Origin of the sequence: Treponema sp. OMZ 788, from assembly GCF_024181245.1 — a bacterium.
Classification (GTDB): domain Bacteria; phylum Spirochaetota; class Spirochaetia; order Treponematales; family Treponemataceae; genus Treponema_B.
Genome location: NZ_CP051199.1, coordinates 761,582 through 786,947, shown reverse-complemented (window position 1 = coordinate 786,947; position 25,366 = coordinate 761,582). Strand labels below are relative to the sequence as shown.

Sequence of the window (25,366 nt, the reverse complement as noted above, 5' to 3'; positions counted from 1 at the left end):
AATTTTACCCGGGCTCCAAAAGGGCTCGGGTTTTTATTAAATCATCCCTTAAAATTTTATTTTAATATATGAATTTTAATCCCCAAATTAATACGGGTATAATGCAGTGAAGCTCCGGAAGATCCTGTAGCAGAAACATCCTTTAATAATCCTGATTTAATAGAATAAACAAAGGATTTTCCGTTATAAGCTATAACTGATGTATAATCAACAGAAGAAAAAAAAGAAAAAAACTTTGAAAGCCTTTTTTCTGCAGAAAGATATAAGTAAAAAGATAAGTTCTTCTTTTTAAAAACATCTACGAATTTTAAGCCCCCATACTCTCTCATATAATGAAAATCCTCTGCAAAACCAATAACACTCGGGCAAAGTTGAGTCGACAAATCAATCTTCCAAGCTCTCGGAAACTCAAATCTAAACAGAATTCCTATACTAGGCAAAATAAAGGTTTGGCTATATCTGATTCCGAGTCCTGTCATAGGAGTTATAGGAGTATCAGGTAAAACCGGACTTGGAGGCTCTGTTTTAGGCGGATACTTGGTATACCCGTCCACAGCATCCCATGAATTTAAAATATATCTTATTCCTATAGAAGGAGAACAATCTATTTTTATTTTTTTATCCGAATATGTTTTATACACAACAAGAGGTTTCATAAAACCCAGGTTTAAACTTAAATCGATGCCTTTTTTAACATAGGCCTCATGCTCCGAAAAATGAGTCATCATCAAAGGCTGATACGGATTAAGGTAGTCATAGTCAAACATTCTACCCGAATAAGATGGTATTATAAAAGAAGAAAAAAAGGAAAGGTAAAAGCCGTTTTTAAGTTTAAATTCGGTACAGGCAGTAAGCCCTCCGGCAGGTAAAAACGGCCAATCAAGCCGGCTTTTAATTAACGAATCACTGCTAAAAACATACTCAAATCCCGACCCCGTAAACAAAGAAGGATAAACAGAAAAATTAAAAGAAGTTTTCCCTTCTTCTGATGAGGCAGAGTAAGCACTTATAAAGAGAAAGATAAAAACAATGATTCGTCTGTAAAAAACGCTCATATTGGTATTAGTTTAGTTAGACTTATAACCTCTGTCAAGTATTGCAAAAAAAATAGAAAAAATTTATAAAGAATTAATAAATTAGTCTGGTAAAATTTTAAAAAGCATTATATAATTGTAGGCAGGAGGATGCCTATGGCAAAAGTTCTTTCCATAATACTGGGAGGCGGAAAAGGAACACGTCTTTATCCGCTTACTATGCATCGGTCTAAACCGGCTGTACCTTTCGGGGGCAAGCATCGAATTATCGATATCCCTCTTTCGAACTGTATAAATTCCGGTTTTAGGAACATTTATATTATAACACAGTTTAACTCGGCTTCTTTGCATATTCATATTGCAAAGGCCTATACCTTCGACAGCTTTTCAAACGGCTTTGTCGAAATTCTTGCAGCCGAGCAAACTTTTGATAATACGGGATGGTATGAAGGCACGGCTGACTCCATCAGAAAAAACCTTCACCACTTTCGGCATCAAAATCCCTCTCATTATCTGATCCTTGCAGGCGATCAGCTGTACCGCATGGATCTAAAGAAATTTTTAAATTTTCATAAGGAATCGGGATCCGATATTACCGTCGCCTGCACTCCTGTAACACGGGAAGATGCCTCAGGCTTCGGTATTATGAAGGTGGATTCAGACTCGGTGATTACCGAGTTTATGGAAAAACCGGGGACCGACAAAAATATAGATGATTGGAGAATCCCTGAAAAATCCCTTATCAAACCGGATGATCCTAATAAACAATATCTTGCCTCAATGGGAATTTATATTTTTAGTGCAAAGGTTATGGAAAAATGTTTAGAGAGCGATCATACCGACTTCGGAAAAGAAGTTATACCGGATGCAATCACTAAGGGATTTAAGGTTTCTGCCTTCCCGCATAATGGTTATTGGTCCGACATAGGAACCATAAAATCTTTCTATGATGCAACCCTTGACCTTACGGAAATAAAACCGAAATTCGACTTTTATGATGCGGATAGTCCTATATATACTCATAACAGAAATCTGCCTCCGTCAAAGGTAAATTATGCACATTTGAGCAGGTCTATGTGCAGTGACGGCTGCGTTATCACAAATGCAACCATAAATCACTCGGTAATCGGAGTCCGTTCAATTATTGAGTCAGGCAGTTTTGTAGAAGACTCTATCTGCATGGGTGCCGACTATTATGAAACCCATGAAGAAAAAGAAGCCCGCTTAAAAGAAGGCGGCCCTAACTTGGGTATAGGCAATCATTGCCGGATACGATCTGCCATCATCGACAAGAATGTGCGTATAGGCAATAATGTTTCCATAGGTATGGATCAAATTCCGCCCGACGGAGACTACGGCTTCTATCATGTTGTAGACGGAATTTATGTTATAGTAAAAAATTCGATAATTCCGGATAATACTTCAATATAAAAATCATAAAGCACATCAGTTAGATTCTGCTTCACATTTAACCGGTGTGCTGTATGAGTCTTCGTAATCGGCATTCTCTTTAATTCTTATAATAACATCGCCTTCCTCTGCAGAAAAATCTATAAAAGCAGTTTTACCCTTTGCAAACTCTCCGCTTATTATTTTAACCGATAAGGCATCCTCTATCTTATTTTGAATAAGCCTTCGCATAGGACGGGCTCCGTAGGCCGGATCATATCCCTTATCTGCAAAGAAATCTTCAGCCTCTTTTGAAAGTTCAATATATAGGTCCAGCTTTGCAATTCTATCTTCAAATTTTTTAAGCTCAAGTTTTAATATCCGTTTAATGTCATCCTTATCGAGAGGTCTAAACACAAGCATCTCATCAATTCGGTTGATAAACTCAGGAGATAAGAATTTTTTTATTTCGTTGAGAGCACTAGCCTGTATTTCTGAATAAGCCATAACTCCCTCTCCCGTAGGATTAAAGCCCAACTGATTTTCCTTTATGATGGACTTTGAACCTGCATTGCTTGTCATAATGATAACCGTATTTTTAAAATTTACGATATGACCGAGGCTGTCTCTAAGCTCCCCTTCTTCTAAAATTTGCAAAAGAATATTAAAGACATCGGGATGAGCTTTTTCGACCTCATCCAAAAGCAAAACGGAATAAGGATTTCGCCTTATTTTTTCTGTTAAAAATCCGCCTGAATCAAAACCTATATATCCGGGAGGTGCTCCTATGAGTTTGGCGGCATTATGTTTTTCCATATAATCACTCATATCGACTCTGATCAAGGCTTCTTTTGTACCGAATAAAAATTCGGCTAGGGTTTTTGCAAGAAGGGTTTTTCCGACACCGGTCGGTCCTAAAAATAAAAACGAACCTATGGGCCTGTCAGGAGATGAAATACCTGCGCGGGACCTTCTGATTGAATTGGATAAAATCGATATGGGTTCGTCTTGACCTATAACAGATTTTTTTAATTCCTCTTCAATGTGAAGCATCCTTTCAGCTTCATCCCGGCTTAATTTATTTACCGGAATATCGGTCATCATTGCAATAACTTCGGCTATATCGTTTTCGTCAACATAGGATATAGGATTTTGATACGAAGTCATCCACTTATTTTTAATTTGATAAATATCGTTTTTTAGATCCATTACTTCATCCCGAATTAAGGCTGCCTTTTCATAATTTTGCAACTCGACCATCTCGGCTTTTTCAAGCATCAAAACTTTAATCTTGTCCTCTATTTCAAAAAGCTCGCCTGGCTTTTTATCAAGGACAGTTTTTTTCATTGCCCCGGCTTCATCCAAAACATCAATAGCCTTATCAGGGAAAAATCTATCCGGAATATACCGCTTTGCATATTCAATTATCTTGGTTACAGTCTCAGGTTCATAAATAACATTGTGATGTTCTTCATATTTATGTTTTATACCGCATATTATATCAAATGTCTCTTCAGGATTAGGTTCTTTTACTTGAATTAATTGAAAGCGGCGTTCAAGGGCTAAATCGTTTTTAAAATATCTGCGGTATTCGTCAATTGTTGTAGCACCGATACATTGTATTTCACCGCGGGCCAGGGCCGGCTTTAAAATATTGGCCGCATCCATAGCACCCTGAGAGCCTCCCGTACCTATAAGGGTGTGAATTTCATCTATAAACAAGATTATATTTTTATTTTCTTTTATTTCGTTTATGATTTGCTTTAGCCTTTCTTCAAACTGTCCCCTGTATTTTGTTCCTGCAATTACAGAGCCGAGATCTAAGGAGATAATACTTTTGTTAAGCAAATCGTGAGGCACATTTTCATTTATTATGGCAAAAGCCAAGCCTTCAACAATGGAAGTCTTGCCTATTCCAGGTTCTCCTACAAGGATAGGATTGTTTTTTGTACGGCGTGAAAGAATCTGGATGAGTCTTCTGATTTCTTTTTCGCGGCCTATTACAGGGTCAAGCGAGCCGGAGCTGACAATATCGGTTAGGTTACGCCCGAATTCGGAAAGAGCCGATGGTTTTGACCTTGACATATCGGCTGCCCTAGCCGCTCTGGCAGACTCCATCTGATCCGTTATTTTTAAGATTATCATCCTTATGTCTTCAGTCAAAATATTATACCGCATAAAAAAATCGGATATAATTGAATTTTCTTCTCTGACAAGGGCTATTAAAATATGCTCGGTACCGACCACATTTTGCCTCATCGTTCTTGCTTCTATTGTTGCAATATCGACAAGGCTTTTAATTCTCCGCGAAGGAGGAATTTCCCCGATTATTCTATCCCCCGTGCGGATAGGAGTATTTTGCTCGATAAATAATTGCAAATTCAAAATATCGATATTAAGCTTTTGAAGAATTATATAACCCCTTCCCACCTTATTGCGGATTAGGGCAGACAAAATATGCTCGGGCTGAAACAAATCGGCATTAACCCTTCTGGCTTCCTGCTGACCGAAAAGGGTTAGCAGTTTATGAGCATCCTGAGAAAGACCTTGACACATATAACACCTCACATTATAATTCGGACTTTTGAGCACACTTCTTGAATGGTACGAGCTCTGTATTCTTCTATAGAAAAATCATTTAAGTTTTTATCGGACAGCCCCATATGACTGTTCAGCAGTAAAAAAGCAAGATGCCCCATTTGAGACTTAAAAACCATGGAGTTGCATTCCTCATTAGTGATACCTGTAACTAAGCCCATATTTAGGCCGAACTTTATTTTAAACACTATATCGGCAGCTTCCTTAAAATCCATGAGTTTTGCACTTTGGGAGATTGCAAGAGACCTACGGAGCATATCTTCAACCTTCAATGTATTTTCGTTTAAATATGTCTGTCTTTTTTCTCTTTCAATTTCAATTACGCTGTTCACTCCCGAAATAAAATCCGCAGTTTGAGTTTCCTCATTATCGCCCGCCGATACGGCACTCGAAATCGAAAAAAGGGCACCTATTGAATTTTTGGAATTAGGCGAATAGTAACCGGCAACGTTAAGATTGCTTTGTTTTGTTAATTCCAAAACCGAGCTTAAACAGCCGGAATAAAGCACTCCCGGCAAAGAACACAAAACGGAAAATTTTACTCCGGTACCGACTCCCATAAGATTTGAAGTTAAAAAGCCTAAGTCCTTATCTTCGGCAAATTTAATTTTTTCCTTCATTTTTTGTTCCATAAAAGAAGCTCTTGCATACACTTCTTCAGGATCCATTCCGGCTGCAAAAGAAGTTATATTGATATGATCTTCAAGGTTCAAGCCTATATAAAGCGAGCCGTTCTCATGCACCAAAACAGCCTTTTCTATTTTTTCTGGCATATCGGGCATGATAATTCCTCTCTCTTCAAGTAATTTGAGAGAAAGCGGATCTATTGCCCTAAGTTTTAATTTTTTAAAATAAGCGGAATCTCCCAATGAACAAAAAAAAGAAAAAACAAGCGAAATAACATCAACAGAATCGGCAAGGCTAATTTTATTTGGAAACAAAAAACCGGATATATTGCGGGCTATATCGCAGCGGCTATATAGAACTATGTCGGTATCGGGACCGCTTCCTGTATACCAGCCGTCAAATTTTGTTATCATGTTTTTTCTCCAAAGCTTTTATCTCGTCCCTCAAAGCAGCGGCACGCTCATAATCCTCGATTTGAACAGCCTTTCTTAGTTCTTCAAGTAATTCTTCAGAGTTATTATTTTCAAACAAGTTTTTGGGGGAAGAATTATCAGATTCAAAACATGAACATTTTAGATTTTTCTTGTTTTTTCTCAATATTTCCACAATTTCAGATCTAAAGTATGACAAACACTCCATGCATCCTATCATTTGTTTAGATTCTATGTCTTTAAAACTTGAGCCGCATATAGGACACCGATCATATGTTTTGTAGTCAGTGTTATTAATATCATTAGATCCGGCGAGTTTTGTTATGGAAATATCGATAGTTTCAGAAAACATCCCAAAGCCCAGCCTTCGAGAGCAAGCCGGACACAGATAAATATTTTTTGTAATCCCGTCCGCAACTTGTTCCACAGAAACCGAAGCTTCATTTAATTTACACATATCGCAAATCATAATTTCCTCATAATCTCTATCGGCTTTTCCCTTCCCGCACGCACTGCAGGAACCAAACACACTACTACTGATAATATTAACATACAAACAGCTATTATGTAAAGATCAAAAAAATTTAATTTTACCGGAATATGCTCCAAATAATAGGCAGGGTCTAAAAGATGAATTTCAAGAGGTTTTCCTGTCCCATGGAAGAAGGAATAAACAAAATTTTGGAGATAATTTAAAATCTTCTCGGCATAGGCAAAGATTTCGTTTATATGCAAGGCAGTTAAAATCCCCAAGGGCATTCCTAATATGATTCCGCCCAAACTTGTAAAAAGGCCGGCAAGTAAAAAAGCAAGACTTATGGAGGCCGGATGGGCTCCGGCAGCCTTGAGGATGGCTATTTCCCGCCTTCTTTCCATTACGAGCATAACAATTGCAGAAGAAATATTTGCAGAGGCAACCAAGACTATCAAAAACATGATAAAAAGCAAGATATTCTTTGTGGTTTTAAAGGAGGTAAAGGCCGGCCGGTTTAAGTCGGCCCAAGAATATATAGAAAAAGTTTCCGGTAATATTGAACTTAGTTTTAATTCAAGGGCATTCATCTTATCTTCATCAAAGGGATCTTTTGTCGAAACGACTATTGAGGTTAAAGAAGAATTAAGAGGCATAATCTTTAAACCTTCAGATAATGGAATAAAAACCCATAGTGCATCCAATTCCTGATAGCCTGAGGATATAAGGCCGGAAATTTTAAATGCACTTACCCGCGGAACGGTTTTGCCTTTTTCGTTTTTATTTATGGTTATGATTCGGCATGTGTCCCCTACTTTTAAGCCGAGCTTTTCAGCTATAGCGGCTCCCAAAATTGCCGACTTACTATTTTCAAATTGAAGCGAACCCGATATTACCCTGATAAGATTGAGAGCCCTTATATTTTGAGTAAAAAATTCCGGCTCAACTGCACGGATGGTTCCGCCGCTTCTTCCGTTTTTGCCGATAACCAAACCGTTGCCCTGTCTTTCTATCCAAGCATTTTCGACAAAGTCATCGGCATCAAAATCCAGAATGAGTGAGCGGACATTTTTTTCCGTTTCTGCATTTTTATAAGTTGAGATAGGCCTCATATCTATGGCTTGAAGATGGCCTGTTCCAAGCTCTATTGTACGCGAGGTTATTCCTTGAATCATACCGTCAGATACAACCAAAACGACAATAAGAGGAATTATACTTATGCCTATCCCCAACACGGCACCGAACAAACTTTTGCGGGCATTGGAAACCGTCTTTCCCGAACCTATGCCTAAAAACCTAAATGCCATTTTTATAAAGACTAAATTTTTCATACTTCTTCCAAATTGCCCTTATAAAGCTTATAAGAAATATCCGTCATTGAGGCTATTTTTTTATCGTGTGTAACAAGCACCAAGGTCTTTTTGTGTTTATCTACTACAGAAAATAAAAGGTTTTGAACGGTCTCGGCATTGGCCGGATCTAAGTTTCCTGTGGGCTCATCTGCAAGGATAAGAGAGGGGCCGTTTATCAAGGAGCGGGCAACTGCGGCCCTCTGTCTTTCGCCTCCCGAAAGCTGGGAAGGAAAATGCCCCTTACGCTCAGCTAATTTTACATCTTCCAAAAGTGACAGGGCTTTTTCTTTTGTTTCTTTTTTAGGTCTGCCTGCGATGAGAGCCGGAAGCATTACATTTTCAAGGGCAGTAAAATCTTTTAACAAATAATGGAATTGAAAAACCAAACCTAAAAACGCACTTCGGTACTCGGTGAGTGATTTTTCATCGAGGGAATGAACCTTATAAGAGCCCGCAAGAATCTCGCCGCTGTCAGCCGATTCAAGTCCGCCTAAGATATTTAAAAATGTACTCTTACCCGAACCGGACTCTCCAGTAATCGAAATCTTTTTTCCTTCTTCAATAGAAAAATTAAGTTTATCGAATATAACAAGTTTTTCGCTTGCCGAAGAAAATGTTTTGGTTAAATTGGAAATTAAAACAATATCATTACTCATAGCGTAATACCTCCGCAGGCCTTAGTTTTAATATACGCCTCGCAGCTGCCATGGCGGCAGCGGATGACGAAAAAACACCGAATAAAAAAATGAGCAAAATTTCATTAAAAAATATTCTGACAGGAACCTCATCCATGTAAAAATAGACAGGACTGAATACTGCAAAATCCGCATCGGACGAACTTTGGAATACGATAAACACAAAGCTCAAAAACGAGTTGACTATATTTTCTATTAATGTAAAAATTGAATTGATTTGCACTGATAATAGAAGCCCTAATAAAAGGCCGGCACTTGCTCCTATCAAACCTATCGTAAAACCGTTTGCAATAAAAAGAGCCTGAATGTGTTTTGAATATGCACCGAGAGAAGACAAGACCGAAATCTCTTCCCGCCTTTCATAAATTGAGCGTCTCATTCCGTTATAAATATTAACCGATACAACCAAGAAAATTAAAAACACCAAAAGCATCATCATATTTTTTTCTACCCTTAGAGCCCCGAAAAAAGCATGATTATAAGAACGCCATGATTCCGATTTTAAGTTAATATGTGTATCATTGATTGAAGATATATAGGCTGCATCATTGTTTTGGTTTTGTAATTTGACAGAGGCATAAAGCTTAGATTCTTTTCCGAATAGTTTTTCTCCGTTTTTTAACGACATAAATGCAAAGGAAGAATCGACCTCATAATATCCGGTCTTAAAAATACCCGTAACAATTAAGTTTTGATTTTCAGGAAAAAGGCTTGTTTCGGATGATCCTGATACAGCTATAATGTTTACATTATCCCCGGTCTTTACACCAAGCTGTCGGGCCAGTTCATTCCCCAAAATAACGGCATCTTCTTTCAAAAGATTAAAAGAGCCTGAAGATATTGTTAAGGCTTTAGAAAAGCCCTTATCTTTTTGCATTATATCTTCTTCAACTGAGCGGATTAAAACTCCGTGCTGCCTGCCGTAATTTCCCTGCATAAGAGTTTGCGATTCTTGAAAAATAAAAAACGCTTCATGTAGTTTTAAATTTTCGGCTTTTTTTAAATCTTCTTTTTCGCCGTACAATCTTATATGGCCTGAGCTTACCTGCATGATCGTATCGATATAACCCATTTGAAGGCCGTTCATTATCGAAAGGATAACAGTCAATACCATTACTCCGAAGGCAATCCCCAAAATAGAAAAAAGAGTCGATATTGAGGAACGGCCCTTTGTATCTGCAGAATTAAATCTATGTAAAACAAAAAAAATCCATCTATAATTATTTTTTTTCATTTTATGTTTCTTCCTCTACAACACCGACTTCTGTTCCGTATTCGAATAAATGCACTATCTTTTTATCGGTCATGTATTCCGTGTAAGAAATTTTATTTCCGTTTACAAAATCGGTTTTTGATGTTACTTTATTTTTAGGCCCGTATTCATATTTTGAAATATACTCAACTCCGTCTTTTTGAAAAAACGATTCGGTTAATAAATTGTTTTCATCGTAGGTATAAATATTTTTTTCAAGTTCATTTTTACCTGCAACATCGTAAACGATTTTTTCGGTTTCCATTCTTTTTTTATTATATTTTATTTTGATAAGCTTATCTGATAAAATAACTTCGCAAGATTCGGGATATCCGTCTTTGTAGGTATAAGTTTTTTTTTCGATAAGTTTATCCTTTTCATACAAAACGGAAAAAAGAGGTCTGCCGTCATCGTTCAGTTTTTCAAAAAACCATCGATCTTCAAAACCGGCCGTAAGCCCGGAGCTTTGAATAGAGTAAAAACCATTATCAGGTTCTTCATCATCTTTTTTATTATCCTCTTTTTTTAAGTCGGCAGCATATCCTTTTTTTTCGATAGTTTCTGTTTTTTTTTCAGTAGTTTCTACAGGAATTTCATTTTTGGCCTTATCAGCATTTTCAATTCCGTCTGCAAAAATAAAAAGAGAAAAGACAAGAAAAACAAAAGATAATATTTTTTTTAGACTCATTTATATTTTTCCGATAAATTCCTTTACATAATTTTCGGCCGAAAAAGGGGATATATTTTTGTATTGTTCTCCGGTGCCTACAAAGAGCATGGGAAGGTTAAGCTCCTTTCCTGCCGTAACGGCAACACCTCCCTTTGCCGTAGAGTCATACTTTGTTAAAAAAACGGCATCGACCCCTATAGCTTCATGGAAAACTTCGGCCTGCCTTAGACCGTTTTGACCTGTAGTCGCATCCAGCACCAATATTTTTTTATAGCAGCCTTCGGAGGCCTTTGTCTTTGCAATCCTGTCTATTTTTTGAAGCTCTCTTACCAAGTTGTCTTTATTGTGAAGTCTTCCTGCCGTATCTGCAAGAACAAGCCCTCCGCCTGAAGCAGCCATGGCATCTCCCGCATCAAAGATAACTGCCCCGGGATCCCCTCCGTGCTGGTGAGCAACAACCCTCACACCATTCTTTTCGCCGTGAAATTTTAATTGCTCGATAGCCGCAGCCCTAAAAGTATCTCCGGCAGCCAAAATAATTGGAACATTATAGTTTTGCTTATAATAAGATGCCATCTTTCCTATTGAGGTTGTTTTACCGACTCCGTTTACACCAAGAACAAGATAAATGGAAACCTTACCCGGCTCAGGAACTAAAGAAGTAACCTTTACATGGGGTAATAAAATATTATAAAGACCGTCTAAAACATCATCCTCAGAAACAAGTTTCTCCTTTTTACATAACTCTCTTAAAGAAGTTTCAATTTCGAGGGCTGTCTTTGCACCAATATCTCCCTCTATCAGAGTATCCGTTAAATCTTCAAAAAAAGATTCATCAGGCCCCTTATATAAACCGAATAGTTTTTTTAATCCGTCGGCAAAACTTTTATTCTTCATTTTTATTCTCCTCATCTTTAATAACTGTATCTTTATCTTTAGCTACATTATCCTTAACAACAATATCTTTATCGGTCTTAACTTCCTCATAAAAAGGAGAGGCATAGTTCGGCTTTATTTTTCTTGGTAAGGCCCGATCCGCTTTTACAAGATAAATTATCAACTGTATAAAATAATTTACCCCCAAGGCAATCGTAATTCCTTGAAAAACATTCTGAATTCTTCCAAGCCTGTTTATTCGGTCTATCTCGGATTGAGTGTAAGGGAGCTTTCTATTTTTAAAAGCATATACCTGATCATCTACCGTCGATTGTAAAATCATTGTTACCGGTAAACTTACATAAAGAGCTCCCAATGACCAATATAAAATTTTTCGTTGAGTTTCTATCGAGTCTTTTACATTTTTTTTGTTTAATTTGATAATCATATTTTGAACATTTTGAGGAGAAAATTTATTATTCTGAGGCTCAAGAATACCGAAGGTATGCACGCCTTTTTCCTCAAATTCAAAAATTGATTTAAGCTTCGGAATCGTTATGATACCGGGAATCCGAATAGAGTATTGTGATTTAAAAAACAAATTTGGAGAACCGCTTTTGATAGTAAAGCCGACTGTTGAGGTTTCTTGTTTTTTTAAATTAATTTTTAAGGTATAGGCATCTTTATTTTTTAATTCTATTTTTATTGACTCATCTAGATAATCTTGGGCAGATGCTCCTATCTGATAAAAACCTTCACGCAAACTTATAGGTTTAGAAAAATCCCTTATCAGTTTACCGTCAATATAAACCTTTGCATCTTTAGGACTAACATCAAAAAAAACTTTGACTTCTTTTGTGTTTTGAATAATCGTATATATTTGCCTAACCATCATTTCGACAACTTTTTCGACATCGTCATATCTTCCGGCCCCTGAAAATTCGTGAATTTTCACTCCGGGAAGGCCGGTATCCAAATAAGCAGTTATAACCATATAACCCGAAATATCTTTTACCGAACCGTAAACAATGGCCGATATATTTTCTTTTTTTAAACTTTCGGCCAAGTCAGTATGTTCAGAAAGTTTATATAAAGATTCCCCGTATTTCCATAAGGTTATATTTTTAGGATGGTCTAAAGTAAAAAAACGGTTGTATTCTATTTTTATATCTATATCGGCATCATAAATGCTTTTTTCTTTTTTTATAATCTCTTGCGTAATTTTTTTTTCTTTTTGGTCCTTAGTTTTTTTGTCTTCAACCGATAGAAAAAGCTCGTCCCTTTCTCTAACAAGTTTTGCCCTTTCTTTTATAAGATTCAGTTTTTTATTTGAGGCCTCCATCACAGCCCTCATTTTTTTTTCTTCAAAAGGAACTATTCTTTTTGCTCCGGAATCCATATAGATTAAAAACATTTCGGGCACTATCGTTTTATAGCTTTGATAAGAGGCCGGAAGTCCTTCGGTTTTAAATTCTGAAACAGCAATAGTCCAGCCGGAATTTTTATCTTCATTCTTTTGTGAGAATAAAAAAGAAACTATAAAAAAAAAGACCGATAAAACAATAAGTTTTTTCAATTTAAAGGAGAATATCATAAGCAGTTTACAACTCCTTTTTCGGTAAATGGACATAATAAAAAATCAGAGGCACCGCATATAAGTGCTTTTTCAGCAAGATCTTCATCCCCGATCGAAGAAATAACGACAAAGCGGGTATGCGGACTTTCTTTTCTAAAAGAAGCCGTATCCGTGAATAGGCTTGAATCAAAAAACACGAGGCGGACATTTTCATTTGTTAATGTATGCAAAAGAGAAACTTGAGGCAAAATCTTAATAGTTTCGTTTACATGAGAAAGACAGATTGCCCTTATATCGGCTGCCAAAAATTCGGATTTGCATACAATACATATCATAGAGCATCGTCCTCATCAATACTCATATCTTCAATCTTTGTATTTAAAAAGCTGTTTATAAATTCGTCTATATCTCCGTCCATTACAGCCTGAATGTTTCCCGTTTCATACTTTGTTCTGTGATCTTTTACCATTGTGTAAGGCTGAAAAACATAGGAGCGGATTTGGTTGCCCCAGGAAATGCCTTTTTTCTCGGCAGCAAATTTCATGTTTTCTTTTTCTTTTTGCTCTTCATAATAATTATAAAGCCTCGATTTTAGAACATTCATTGCCGTGGCCTTATTGCTGATTTGACTCCTCTGGCTTTGACAGGCAACAACTATACCTGTGGGAATATGGGTAATGCGTACGGCCGAGTCGGTTTTGTTTACATGCTGACCTCCGGCACCGCCTGCACGGTAGGTGTCGATACGCAGATCTTCAGGGCGTATATCGACTTCTATCGTGTCGTCAAGAACAGGAAAAGAAAATACTGAAGTAAAAGATGTATGCCTTCTGCCGTTGGAATCAAAGGGGCTTATGCGCACCAAGCGATGGATTCCCGTCTCGCTTTTTAAAAGCCCGAAGGCAAACTCCCCGGAAATCTGAAAAGTTGCCGATTTTATTCCGCCCTCCGCTTCAACCAAATCGATTGTTTCGGTTTTAAAGCCTCTGGATTCACACCAGCGTAAATACATACGCACCAGCATACTTGCCCAATCGCAGGCCTCGGTTCCGCCTGCTCCTGCGTGAATGGTAAGATATGCATCGTTTTTATCAACCTCACCTGAAAGGAGGCTCAAAATACTCAGTTTTTTGTACTTTTCATAAATTGAATTATAGCTTGAGCTTATCTCTTCGGAGAGCTCTTCATTGCCTAACTCTTCTGAAAGTTCCATTAAAACTTCCAAATCGGAAACCTCATCCATAAGCTCCTGCCAAGGATAGATCCTGTTTTTAAGAGCCTTTATCTCGCTCATAATTTTTTCGGCTTTTTTACTGTCATTCCAAAAATCGGGAGCTAAGGTTATAGCTTCTTTTTCGGCTATCTTTGATTTAACAGCATCAGGGTCAAAGACGCCCCCAAATATCGGATATTCCGTTTTTTAATTCTTCCAAATTCGATCTATAGTCTTCCATAAGGTTTAATTCTCCGTTTTTTTTGCAGGCGGGCGTACAAGCACCCTCCTCCACTTTTTTTTATAAAGCGTAGTGATTGCCAATACATCCTGAATAGGATATTGGTAGAGACGAACAATATCATAATAGTCGGTAACCCGGTCTATATCCTGCTTTAATGTAACAAGTCCTTCATCATTTATTGTTACCGATTCCCAGCAAGCATGCTGAACCCGTTCAAAGCCGTTGGCCGTTAGAACTTCTGCAAGATTAGAAGCAGATTCCCTTCCACCCGGATCTATAACAACTGAAACAAACATATACACAGAATACGACAAAAGAAGAACTTTGTCAAACCCCTACGAAGGCGTAAAAATTTTTACCGATAAAAATCTTTACATATTATAACTTATAAAAAAAAGCAAAAATGCCGATAAAAATGGTATGGAAAATATAAAAAATTTTGTTGAGGAGCTTTCGGTAATCCTTGAAACAAAAAGAAATGAATTTAATTCTCAAATTCTCCCAAAGGTAAGGGAAAACTACAATATTCAAAGCAGTGCCCTACATGCAGTTAGAAACACTCTCTTAAAAAAACGGGTTATCCATGATGATCCTTATAAATATGACAGCAAAATGACAGAGGTTGAAATTCCCAGCAAAGAAAACTTTGCAGATTCGGAAAAAAGCCAGCGTAATAGGAACCCGCTTGGCACACTACGAAACAATGCTGGAATTTGTCAACAACTACTATCAGTTTAATACCGAGTTTTTAACCCCCAAAAGAATTTCCATTCTGCTTGAACTTAACAGTACCTTTATTTGGTCTGATTTTACAAATACATCGAATCATACAAATACTCGTGCGATAGCCGATATAATAAACAACCTTTTAAAAGGCCCGGATCAACTATCAAGCAGTCTTTTACGGGACTCTGTTACCCACCTTGCAAAAAGCGAAGCCTATATTAATACCCAGCTTAAAAGCCTTTCTATCTTTCATCGGGAAGAATATAAACTTTTAATACGCAGAGAGATTATACCGTCAGTAAAGATAACCAAGGCCGACTGTGCAAATCCTTCAAATGTATTAAGAGAAATAAAAAAGATTTTCACACTAAAACTCAAAAAAAAGCCTTTTTATACGGATCTTATAGTCGAAATAATCAGAGAAGATTATGGGGACGATTCGGCCATCTTACAGCAGGAAATTTTATCCAGGCTTGAGGTTAAGGCAAAGGAAAGTTCTTTTGCAAATCAAGAAGTCAATCACAGACCTATCCTGATATCCGGTTTAAGGGTTCTTTCAAATTCTGCCCCTCACTTAAAGGCTGCTCTTGAAAAAATAAAAGCCAATCAGGAACTTGTCTATAAATCGGAAAATACTATATTTAGAAAAATAGCCGAGGCTTTAAGACAGCTTTTCAAAATAGAGCCTCCCGAAAAGCATATAACGATCATCATAACAGATAATATTAACCAAAACACAAAAAAACAAACCCTAAACTATTCGGTTTTTGAAAAAGAAGTGCTTCAAAAAATCGCCTTGTTTCAAAATATTATGATGCCTCATTCGGCCGTAAATCAAAAAATCAAAACAATGCCTGATGAACTTCTTTTTAACAGCCTCACAAAATACATAAGCGACAGCAATGAAATGCTGAAACAGCTTGGCGGTCTTGATGAATTTTATAAAAGCGTAAAACCTGAACTAAGAAGCAAAATAAGAGGTATCAAGATAGAAATTACCACAATCACAAATTCGATTATAAAGGCAAACCAATACCGAGCCGAATATCAAGCTCTGGCAGAAGAGGTAAGCCACATGAAAAAACTCGGAGTCATCTAAAATAGCAGGAAAATACTCGGATCACGGCTTACGCATGAATTCCTTAGCTAAATAAAACATTAAACCTAAATGAATCATCAAAAGTACAAAGCATCTTCTTCCTTTTCAGAGTTTTACCGTTTTGATACATTTTCATTCGATTAAAGCAAATCCTCCTTAAAATTGCTATGTTTTCAGCAGTATTTTTTTCTCGAATTTGACATTCATCGTCTCTAAATATTACATCCAGCGACCAGTGTAAGGTGTTTTCTATTGTCCAATGTGTTCTTACAGCTGTTACAAACTCATTTATATCCTCTATACTGCTAATAAAGTAACGCTTTTCACTGTATTGTTTGCCTTTGCACCTTACAGTGCTTTTGACCATTCCAAAACTCTTTAAATTTGCCCATTTATTGTTATCTGCAAACCAGTTTATATTACTTGAAAGAAAGTATTCTCTTTTTTCTTCTCTGCCATGCCCTATATCCAAGGTTTCAAATCTTAAAAGTGTGTTTTGAAAGTCTTTATCTTCTATAGAAAAATAATCTTTTACATCATTATACGCTGCCGGTTGATTTTCTTTTAGAGCCAATACATAATCACATTTTTTCTTTGTGATTTCTTTTGCTATTTCTTTTTGACAACCCATGGCATCTATAGTAATTATCGAGCTTTTTAGTTTTAAAAGGTTAAGGAGTTCAGGAATTGCTGTGATTTCATTCGATTTTTCAGCACATTTTATTTGTCCTAGTACAACTCCCGCTTCGTGAGCAAATGCACTTACCAAATGAATACCTCTACTTTGTTCACTTGCACTTCCACGTAATGTTTTTCCATCAATGTGAATGTATGAACCTGCTGGAATATTAAGGGATTGTTCAATCCACGAGATAAAAAGGTTTTGAAATTGTTTTGGATTAATCATCGCAAGGACTCTTCCTATGGTGTCGTGCGAAGGAACTCCATTTTCTAACAATAGTCCTACCTCATTTTTTAGCCAATCCTTTTTTACTTCGGCAAATTCCCCTATTTCAAATACAGTTTGAACTCCGCTACAAACAGCACACAGTGCTATTACCAATATTTCGCTGATTAGATGTTTTACTTTGCCAGACTGACGATTATCATTAAGTTCGTTAAAATATTCTTTTAATGTTTTCATAGTTTAAATATCGGCTATTTTTTTTCGTGCGTAAGCCGTGTACTCGGATTGAATAATAATGCAAAAAACAATATAATATGCTCCTATAAAATTTTCATAGGAGATGACATGAAAAAAAGGCTTTCAGCATTATTTTTTATTTTAATATCTTTTTGCCTGTTTTCGCAAAACAATCAATATAGGGAACTTAATCTTTCGATAAGCTCAGGGATTCCCATACTGCATCCGCATACAGCCTTTGATGCAAGTGAAGCCCAGATTTTGACAGCCCTTTATGAGGGACTTTTTGTATACGATCCTTACACATTACAGCCTGTGCCCGGCCTGGCCGAAACATATTCCGTTTCCGGAGGAAGAACATGGCGTTTTACTATTAGAAAAGAAGCCAAATTCGAAAACGGCAAGCCCATAACGGCCCAAACCTTTGCCGACTCATGGCTTAATCTTTTAAACCCGGCCGGGAATCACCCTTATGCTTCTCTTTTAGACTGCATAGACGGAGCTTCCGATTATCGTAACGGAAAATTAAAGAATAAAAATCAAGTCGGAATAAAAGCCGAAAGCGAGCAAGTTCTTTTGGTTTACACAAATACCGAAATTGAGCACCTCCCCAATATTTTATGTCATCACGCCTTTTCGGCCGTTGAGCACTCCCAGCTTGCAGACGCATTAAAATTTTCTAACATAGAAAAAATAGAAAAAATCAAAGACAGCTTTAAGCCTACAGCAAGCGGAGCCTATAAAATAAAGAAATTTTCCGAAAAAGAGCTGATTTTGGTAAAAAACGAAAACTATTGGGATAAAGAAAAGGTCGAAATTCCTCAAATAAATATCTTCCTTGACTTAAGTAAAGAGGCTGCTATCGAAAAAATTTAATAAGGGAGAAATGGACTGGCTTTCGAGAAGCGATGTGATTTCGAAAATAGGAGATCAACGCAGTGTCAACATAGATCCTCTTTTTTCTACGAAGTATTTTTTCTTTAAGGCATCATCCACAAATGTGAAAAATTCCGAATTACGAAAGGCCCTTCTTTTAGCTATTCCATATGAGGAATTACGCAAGGGCTATCCGATAAAAGCTGAAACCCTTATTTTTCCCCTTGCAGGCTATCCCAAAATCAAGGGTGTGAGCGAGTACAATCTTCAAAAAGCCCAAGAAATTATAAATAAGCTTAACTTAAAAGAAGAACAAAAAAAACTCGTTATAAAAATCCCTGAAGACACCTACTATCAAGAGCTTGCCGAAATTTTATCGTCTGCATGGTCAAAAATCGGCATAAAGACCGAGGTTAAAAGCCTACCTTTCACCAGCTATTACGGCAGTTTGAAATTAAACGATTACGATTTGGGAACAATCACATGGATAGGAGACTTTGCTGATCCTACAGCCTTTTTGGAGATGTTCCGCCCGGCTTCAAGCCTAAATGATTCCGGCTGGAAAAATGCGGAATTTGAAAGAATAATCCTAAAATCCCATTCAGAAAAAGACTTTAAAAAAAGGTATGAAATGTTAAGCAAGGCAGAGGAGCTTTTATTGGGAGAGAGTATCGTTCTTCCCATATCCTATGGATTAAGCGTAAATATTATAGACACTTACTCCGTAGGCGGCTGGTATTCAAACGCAATAGATATTCATCCCTTTAAGTTCATAAAATTTATCAAGCCCCAGCCGGTCCCCGGTCTTGTAAAATTAAATAAATAGGCTAAAACCGGCTTTTCCAAAACCGATACCTGTTTTACAAAAAAAATTCATTTTTTTATGAAACAGGTATTGACATTTTTTGTGATTTGTAATATTATCCATCTCATCGGGCGCTTAGCTCAGCTGGTACGAGCGTCTGGTTTACACCCAGAATGTCGGCGGTTCGATCCCGTCAGCGCCCATTTCTAATTCCTTGCTATATATAGACTTATCGAATTTCATTTATTACTTGACTTTTAAAAAGTCAAGTAAAAGTCAAGTCGGAGGTTTATATGGAGTATCATGTTTTTAAAAAGCCGAGAATTAAAAACGGCAAAAAAATCTACAAATGGTATTATTATTACACTTTAAACGGAAAACAGATTCAAAAAGTTTGTAAAAACTGTTTGAACCGTTCGGATGCAGAATCCTACATACGTTCTTTGCCGCCTTTAACCGAATTTAAGCGTGAAATAACGGTTGCTGATGTTGCTGAAAATATGTTTTTACCCAAAAGCAACCATTTAGAGCGTAGAATTCAATTAGGAAAATCTATTGATTTAAAAACTATAATCGGCTATCGATCTTACATTGAATCTATTATAAAAAAATGGGGAGATTATTCTATTGAAAAAATTACGGCTAAAGAAATTTTAGAATATCTTTTTAAAGTTGAACGTTCCGGAAGTTGGAAAAATTCATATATTTACACTTTCAATGAAATTTTTAACGAGGCACTATGGCATGATTGTGTTTTTGTAAAGCCAATTCTCCCTAATTTTGTTAGAAATTCCAAAAAAGCCGATATTTTTTCAACCGAAGAACTTCAAATGCTATTCAAAGAAGAAAATTTTCCTAACAAAATGATGTATTTATTCTTTTTGCTTTGTCTTTCGGCGGGCATGAGATTAGGTGAAATACGGGCTGTCAGGGCTAAACAATTTATTTTTGATAAAGAAATTATTGTAATTGACGGTTTTTGTAAACAGAACGGTGTTAGAACCGTTTATAATAAGACAGGTTCGGTTGATAAACCTAAATTTAGGCTTACTTTTCTACCAGAAACGACTTTATCGGCTATGAAAGATTGGATTGAAGCTAACGGCTTGGCTGAAGACGATTTTTGTTTTACTCAAAACGGAAAACCTATCAGATCGGAGTATGCCGAAGCCGTTTTTTATAGACTATTACAAAAAACAGGTTTAATCCCTTTTGGTAAAGGAAAAAAGCGCCTCCCTGCGTCAGATGGAAGGCGGTTGATACCGCATTCTCTTCGCTATACTTATGTATCACGTATGCGGCGTATGATGACGGCCGAAGATTTAAAAAACTATACCGGACATACTTCTACCGCTATGGTTGATTATTACAGCCGCCGTTCTTTGGAGTTGTTGCTGAAAAGTTTACCTGAAAGTGGAAAACAAGCTGCAAATACTATTTTTATTTAGTTTTTTTTAATGAAAAAAACATAAATTTAATTTTTTTTCAATTTTTTTTATTTTTGTGAATTTTGTATCTTTTTTATATGTTAAAAAGCTGTAAGTCTTTATCTGATATAGACTTACAGCTTTTTTTATTATTTTACCGGTAAAGTAAATTACTTTACCTATAGATAGAAAATATAAGAAAAAAAATCAATAAAAATAATATTTTTATTACAATAAAAAAAGAGTTACAGGGTAAAGTAATTTACAATACTTGATTGTTTAGGTAAAGCATTTCTTTTTATGTGATTATTAAAAGGTACTGTCAGGGGCTATACCCCCTATGCAATTATTCGGCGACGAGTGCAACTTGTAAAATGCCTGTCAAGTTTTTAAAAAGACTTACAAATATTTGACAGTTAATAGCTTTTAATTTGTAAGTCTTTTACAATTAAGCTATGGAAGTATTACCGGCAGAATTTGCACGGCAAGCGGGGGTTACCCGTCAATCAATAAGTGCAAAAATTAAAAATGGAACTCTCATTCTTAACTCAGCGGGCAAGCTTGATACCGAAAATCCCGTAAATGCAGGTTATTTAAACATGAAGCGGCAGCAAACGGAAGTTGTTCATGTTATAAAGGCTGAAAATACCGGCGGACAGGTTAATGTTGCAAGCAGGATAGGAATACCAAGTGTGCGAAATTATACGGACGAAATGGCTGCTCAAAGGATAGGCGCTCCTGCAGAACTTTTAGGGTTAAGTCTTAAAGATTTGGTTTTAAGATACGGAGGAATTTTGCCGCTTGAAAAACATGCGAAGGTTTTGAAGATTTTAACGGAATCGGCAGAAAAAGATTTAAAAATGAAAGAACGCCGATTAGCTCTTGTTGATAAGGACTTTGTTATTTCAAGATTATTTCAATATGTTGATAATTTAATGATACAATTTTTAGAATACCCCGAAAGTGTTGCTGATGACCTTGTTGCTCGTGTACTTGCAGAAAGAGAAGATTCAAGACAAACAATAATTGAAACAATGAAAATGGGCTTTTCAAAAATAATAGGTGGGGCAAAGGAGCAAATTATAAGTGAACTTAACGGATTAAAACATAAATACCACGATGACAGCACCGCTCTTACCCTTTCGGAGTTAAAACAAGAGATAAAAAGTGAACTGGAGGCTGAAAGAGATGAATAAACTGTATAAAAATGCAGAATTTTGCATAAAAATGCTTGACTTTTTTGCAAAAAAAGCGATAATAAAAGTACCACAAACTACAAGCGGATGCCCGCACCGTCATATTTTCGGGCTTTTTTTATGTCTTTTTGATATTTTATTAAGAAGACACACTATAATTATGCTAATAATAGCCGAAACTGTCCGAGATTCCGTGAGGACTCGGGCTCCTCTTGTAGGGAGTGGTAGCAGTTTCGGCTTTTTTTTATTTATAAGGCTGAAAATACCAATATCTACAAGGAGGCGTTATATGAAAAACGCAGGAAAAGCCGTTAAAACGGCAGCCGTAAAGACGGCAAGAAGAATGAGAACCGTAAAAACAGCGGTTAAGAGTAAGAATCACGAGCTTAGTCTTGACGAATTGGAGGCAAGGACTGATTCAATAGCCCGAGATGTTTATGATACGGCGTTGATTTATAAGGATGATGCCTTAGGGCTTTACGGGGCTATAATGTATGCCGCTATCAAGATTCTTGTAAAAACTGAAAGACTTGCAGAGCCTAAGACTGAAGCAGAAAGGCTGCTGAGGGAAAAGCAGGTTTCTTTTATTACGGATTTGATTTGCAGGGAACATGAGCGAAGGGGACTTGCATGAGTAAAAAAGCTGATGTAGAAATTTCCGACATCAGCTCAAAAGGTAGGGGATTTTTTGCTAAATTTGGCAAAAAACCCTATTGAAGCAGAAAAACAACAAAATTTTTTTGTATCAGATCAAAATGATGATGAAAAGGGTGTCGGAAAAACCGACACCCTTGGCGGCGAAAAAAATATAATAATGAGGGGTAAGCTTATGAAAAATAATGAAATTGTACCGTTCGGATACAATGATCAGCTGGTACGCACGGTTATGATAGACGGTGCGCCGTGGTTTGTTGCAAAAGATGTATGTGCAGCGTTGGATATTAAAAATCCAAGCGATGCAATTAAGATTTTGGATGATGATGAAAAGAATACCCTAGAAATTTCCGAGGGTATTCCCAATCGAGGTAATCCGAATATGAATATCATCAATGAATCGGGTTTGTATACTCTTATTTTGCGTTCCAATAAGCCGGAGGCTAAAAAGTTTAGAAAATGGGTTACTTCCGAAGTTTTGCCTAATATACGCAAAAACGGGGTGTATGATATTACAGGGGCTTTTAATGATAGGCTTGAACGAATGGAAAAGGCTCTTGAGGATATTAAAAAAGGACAATTACAGATTTCTGCACAGCCCGAAATAACGGATCCTGAAACGGCTATGCTTTGTTTCGGGGGTAAATTTCTTGAGGTAACGGGAAAAGAGAGTGATATTGTTGAAGCGTGGACGCTTTATAAGGTTTTTAAAAGAATGTATAAAGTCAAAATGGATTCGCATACATTTATGAATGAAATGCCTTATGTTTTTACGGATATTTATCTTGATACAAGGCGGAAATATAAGCCTCTTTTTAGGGGGTGTCTGCTGAAGTAGCGGAATGGAGTATCGGTAGATAAGGACGCAGGCTATGGAATTTACGGAATACGAATTAAGCGATATTGATTTTCTCATTGAGCGGTTTGGGGCTTTGACGGAAAGGCAAGTTTATGAGCTGCCGTCGGAGTTTGCCGAAAGAGTTAGGTATTTATCGGCAGACCTTACGCCTTTTCCGGGGAGGTTCAGTTGGGAGAGGTTTCCGTATTTTAAAAAGATTGTTGACTGCATGGCTCCCGATAATCCGATTCGTGAAGTTGTGTTAATGAAAGGTAATCAGCTGGGAGGTACAACGGCGGTTATCGAAACAATTATTCTTTATAACATAATGTCGAACCCTACGGCGCAAGCGTATATTACGGCGGATGCAGGCTTGATGAAAACTTCAATGCAGACAAAAATTGAAAAGATGATTGATAATGCGGGGGCGAGGGATTTAATTTTTTCACAAAACAGAAAACAAAAAGGGAGCCGTGATACGGGAGACACGGCGTTTTCAAAAGAATATCCGGGCGGTTATTTACATTGCTTCGGAAGCCGTGCCCCTGCCCGCTTTAGGAGTATGAGCTACCGAAACATTCTTGCCGACGAGGTGGACGCTTTTCCCGATGCGATTAAAAAAGAGGGCTCGGTTATAGACTTAGTTAGGAATAGAACCGATGCTTATTCTACGAAGAGAAAAATATTTTGGGGAAGTACGCCGCTTATTAAACAGACAAGCAAGATCGAAAGACTGTATGAAGCCGGTAATCAACAAAAGTATTTTGTTCCGTGTAAACATTGCGGAAAAATGCAGGAGCTTATTTGGCACGGCAAAAATGAAGACGGTACGGAATTCGGTATCGTTTGGGAAAACGATAAAAACTTCTTGCCGATTATTGAAACGGTTGCTTACAAGTGTAAATTTTGCGGCGGGTTAATGAAGAACTACGATAAGGCTTCAATTATTAAAAAAGGCGAATGGAGAGCGACCGCCGAAGCTCTTAATCCCTTTACGGTTTCTTTTCATTTATCGCCGATTTACAATCCGCCGGGGATGTACAGTTGGGAAGATATGGTGCTGCAATGGGCAGAGTGCTGGGACATTAAAAATAATCGAATTAGGGATAAGGAAAAATACCGCATTTTTAGAAACACAAAACAGGGTTTGACTTTTGAAGAAATGGGTAAACAGATTCGGTATGAAAGAGCTGTGCAATTCCGCAGGGCGGGCTTTGTGCGGGGTAAGGTGCCGAACGATTTAGCTGTGAGGGATTCAGGCTCGCCGGTGCTGATTGTGTGCTGTTCCGTGGACGTTCAAAAAAAGAATTTGTTTGTGGATGTGAAAGGCTATTCGGATAGGGGCGTTACTTGGACGCTGGATTTTTTTAGTATTGACGGAGATACGGAAGACTTTAACGGGCCGTGGGATGAACTTTATAAATACATTGAGGAAACTCGCTTTGTGGGTGATGACGGAAAGGTTTATAAAATTATGATAACGCTTGTCGATTCGGGGCGGTATACGGAGTATGTATACGCTTTTGCGGGACGATATTATGCAGGCGTGTACCCTTGTAAGGGTGCGGAATATATTAAGGCGGGCGAAACTTACCGCATTTTTGACCGAAGCACTTTACAGAGGATAGGATTACCGCTTGCCTATCATGTGAATACAACAAAGATGAAAGATCGAATAAGCAACAGCATGAGTGTTTCGATGTGGAACGAGGGGCAGTTCCAGCCGGATTGGTATCCTAATTTTCCCGATGATTTTAGGGACGATTATTTTAAAATGTTTGAAGCCGAAACTAAGGTTGATATTATCGACAAATTAACAAACAGATACCAAAAGACTATTTGGAAACAAAGACCGGGGGCGGATAATCACGCCTTCGATACTTACGGCTATAATATGGCAGGGCTTGAAATATTTGCCGATGCCTATTGCCGTGAGGCCTTGGGCTTACCGGGGTTGAGCTGGGCACATTTTTGGGAAGAGGCAAAAAGAGGGGTTTTTATTGAACCTTAAAATAATTTTTAATTAGGAATGCGTAATTGGGATTTTCCGATTACGCATTTTTTTTGAAAAAATACCTTGATTAGTATTGACAAAATAATCAAAATATTATATTATATAGTTATGGAGGTTGATATGTGAAACATAAAAAGAAAAAAGCATGGTCAAGAACA

At 37.2% G+C, this 25,366-nt stretch carries 21 protein-coding genes, 1 tRNA gene and 2 pseudogenes; 10 read left to right on the top strand and 14 right to left on the bottom strand.

Annotated elements, in window-relative coordinates; all coding sequences use genetic code 11:
* Positions 1-56: 56 nt before the first annotated feature.
* Positions 57-1,055: an omptin family outer membrane protease gene (locus tag E4O00_RS03790; RefSeq protein WP_253678660.1), complete on the bottom strand. Its 999-nt coding sequence runs from the start codon at positions 1,053-1,055 to the stop codon at positions 57-59.
* Positions 1,056-1,190: 135 nt separating this feature from the next.
* On the opposite strand from E4O00_RS03790, the gene E4O00_RS03785 reads away from it, so the two are divergent.
* On the top strand, positions 1,191-2,465 hold the full coding sequence (locus E4O00_RS03785; protein ID WP_253678659.1) for a glucose-1-phosphate adenylyltransferase: 1,275 nt from the start codon (positions 1,191-1,193) through the stop codon (positions 2,463-2,465).
* Between the two features lie 15 nt (positions 2,466-2,480).
* Here the strand turns inward: E4O00_RS03785 and E4O00_RS03780 are convergent, their stop codons facing one another.
* The 12 genes from E4O00_RS03780 to E4O00_RS03725 all read right to left on the bottom strand — a co-directional run bounded on the left by E4O00_RS03780 (position 2,481) and on the right by E4O00_RS03725 (position 14,725).
* Entirely contained in the window at positions 2,481-4,979 is a 2,499-nt protein-coding gene (locus E4O00_RS03780; protein ID WP_253678658.1) for an ATP-dependent Clp protease ATP-binding subunit, read from the bottom strand.
* Positions 4,980-4,987: 8 nt separating this feature from the next.
* Complete coding sequence (locus E4O00_RS03775; protein WP_253678657.1) at positions 4,988-6,061, bottom strand: ATP--guanido phosphotransferase; 1,074 nt, start codon at positions 6,059-6,061, stop codon at positions 4,988-4,990.
* Positions 6,045-6,548 carry a UvrB/UvrC motif-containing protein gene (locus E4O00_RS03770; protein WP_253678656.1) on the bottom strand — a complete coding sequence of 168 codons (504 nt, stop codon included), beginning with the start codon at positions 6,546-6,548 and terminating at the stop codon, positions 6,045-6,047. The genes E4O00_RS03775 and E4O00_RS03770 overlap by 17 nt, the downstream gene beginning before the upstream one ends.
* Complete coding sequence (locus E4O00_RS03765) at positions 6,545-7,882, bottom strand: ABC transporter permease (protein WP_253678655.1); 1,338 nt, start codon at positions 7,880-7,882, stop codon at positions 6,545-6,547. Before E4O00_RS03765 ends, E4O00_RS03770 begins: the two co-directional genes overlap by 4 nt.
* A complete protein-coding gene (locus E4O00_RS03760; RefSeq protein ID WP_253678654.1) occupies positions 7,879-8,559 on the bottom strand; it encodes an ABC transporter ATP-binding protein in 681 nt (226 codons plus the stop codon). Before E4O00_RS03760 ends, E4O00_RS03765 begins: the two co-directional genes overlap by 4 nt.
* Positions 8,552-9,832 carry an ABC transporter permease gene (locus E4O00_RS03755; protein WP_253678653.1) on the bottom strand — a complete coding sequence of 427 codons (1,281 nt, stop codon included), beginning with the start codon at positions 9,830-9,832 and terminating at the stop codon, positions 8,552-8,554. The genes E4O00_RS03760 and E4O00_RS03755 overlap by 8 nt, the downstream gene beginning before the upstream one ends.
* 1 nt (position 9,833) lies before the next feature.
* Entirely contained in the window at positions 9,834-10,538 is a 705-nt protein-coding gene (locus E4O00_RS03750) for a hypothetical protein (RefSeq protein ID WP_253678652.1), read from the bottom strand.
* A complete protein-coding gene (gene ftsY / locus E4O00_RS03745; RefSeq protein ID WP_253678651.1) occupies positions 10,539-11,417 on the bottom strand; it encodes a signal recognition particle-docking protein FtsY in 879 nt (292 codons plus the stop codon).
* Positions 11,407-12,990 carry a hypothetical protein gene (locus E4O00_RS03740; protein ID WP_253678650.1) on the bottom strand — a complete coding sequence of 528 codons (1,584 nt, stop codon included), beginning with the start codon at positions 12,988-12,990 and terminating at the stop codon, positions 11,407-11,409. The genes ftsY and E4O00_RS03740 overlap by 11 nt, the downstream gene beginning before the upstream one ends.
* Complete coding sequence (locus E4O00_RS03735) at positions 12,987-13,307, bottom strand: response regulator transcription factor (RefSeq protein WP_253678649.1); 321 nt, start codon at positions 13,305-13,307, stop codon at positions 12,987-12,989. The genes E4O00_RS03740 and E4O00_RS03735 overlap by 4 nt, the downstream gene beginning before the upstream one ends.
* A protein-coding gene (prfB, locus tag E4O00_RS03730; RefSeq protein ID WP_253678648.1) for a peptide chain release factor 2 occupies positions 13,304-14,426 on the bottom strand; the annotation gives its coding sequence in 2 pieces (ribosomal slippage) (positions 13,304-14,359 and positions 14,361-14,426; 1,122 coding nt in all). Before prfB ends, E4O00_RS03735 begins: the two co-directional genes overlap by 4 nt.
* A gap of 5 nt (positions 14,427-14,431) precedes the next feature.
* Complete coding sequence (locus tag E4O00_RS03725; RefSeq protein WP_253678647.1) at positions 14,432-14,725, bottom strand: CRISPR-associated protein Cas2; 294 nt, start codon at positions 14,723-14,725, stop codon at positions 14,432-14,434.
* A 124-nt stretch (positions 14,726-14,849) separates the two neighbouring features.
* Between E4O00_RS03725 and E4O00_RS03720 the strand changes: the two genes are divergently transcribed.
* Both E4O00_RS03720 and E4O00_RS03715 read left to right on the top strand, forming a co-directional pair.
* Positions 14,850-15,167, top strand: coding sequence for a hypothetical protein (locus E4O00_RS03720; RefSeq protein WP_253678646.1), 318 nt, complete (start codon positions 14,850-14,852; stop codon positions 15,165-15,167).
* A complete protein-coding gene (locus E4O00_RS03715; RefSeq protein WP_253678645.1) occupies positions 15,115-16,254 on the top strand; it encodes a TP0584 family protein in 1,140 nt (379 codons plus the stop codon). The genes E4O00_RS03720 and E4O00_RS03715 overlap by 53 nt, the downstream gene beginning before the upstream one ends.
* 43 nt (positions 16,255-16,297) lie before the next feature.
* On the opposite strand, the gene E4O00_RS03710 is transcribed toward E4O00_RS03715, so the two are convergent.
* Complete coding sequence (locus E4O00_RS03710) at positions 16,298-17,398, bottom strand: ISAs1 family transposase (protein ID WP_253678644.1); 1,101 nt, start codon at positions 17,396-17,398, stop codon at positions 16,298-16,300.
* 216 nt (positions 17,399-17,614) lie between these two features.
* Here E4O00_RS03710 and E4O00_RS14150 point away from each other — a divergent pair.
* The 7 genes and pseudogenes from E4O00_RS14150 to E4O00_RS03670 all read left to right on the top strand — a co-directional run bounded on the left by E4O00_RS14150 (position 17,615) and on the right by E4O00_RS03670 (position 25,205).
* Positions 17,615-19,100, top strand: a pseudogene (locus tag E4O00_RS14150) (peptide ABC transporter substrate-binding protein).
* Positions 19,101-19,208: 108 nt separating this feature from the next.
* Positions 19,209-19,282, top strand: a tRNA-Val gene (locus tag E4O00_RS03695).
* Positions 19,283-19,372: 90 nt separating this feature from the next.
* Positions 19,373-20,527 carry a tyrosine-type recombinase/integrase gene (locus E4O00_RS03690; protein WP_253678641.1) on the top strand — a complete coding sequence of 385 codons (1,155 nt, stop codon included), beginning with the start codon at positions 19,373-19,375 and terminating at the stop codon, positions 20,525-20,527.
* Positions 20,528-20,961: 434 nt separating this feature from the next.
* A complete protein-coding gene (locus tag E4O00_RS03685) occupies positions 20,962-21,702 on the top strand; it encodes a hypothetical protein (RefSeq protein WP_253678640.1) in 741 nt (246 codons plus the stop codon).
* 289 nt (positions 21,703-21,991) lie between these two features.
* The gene (locus tag E4O00_RS03680) at positions 21,992-22,336 is read left to right on the top strand and encodes a hypothetical protein (protein WP_253678639.1); all 345 of its coding nucleotides are present in this window, start codon (positions 21,992-21,994) and stop codon (positions 22,334-22,336) included.
* 63 nt (positions 22,337-22,399) lie between these two features.
* A pseudogene (locus E4O00_RS14145) lies at positions 22,400-22,864 on the top strand (Bro-N domain-containing protein); the annotation flags it as partial.
* A 364-nt stretch (positions 22,865-23,228) separates the two neighbouring features.
* Entirely contained in the window at positions 23,229-25,205 is a 1,977-nt protein-coding gene (locus E4O00_RS03670; RefSeq protein WP_253678637.1) for a terminase gpA endonuclease subunit, read from the top strand.
* Positions 25,206-25,366: the final 161 nt, after the last annotated feature.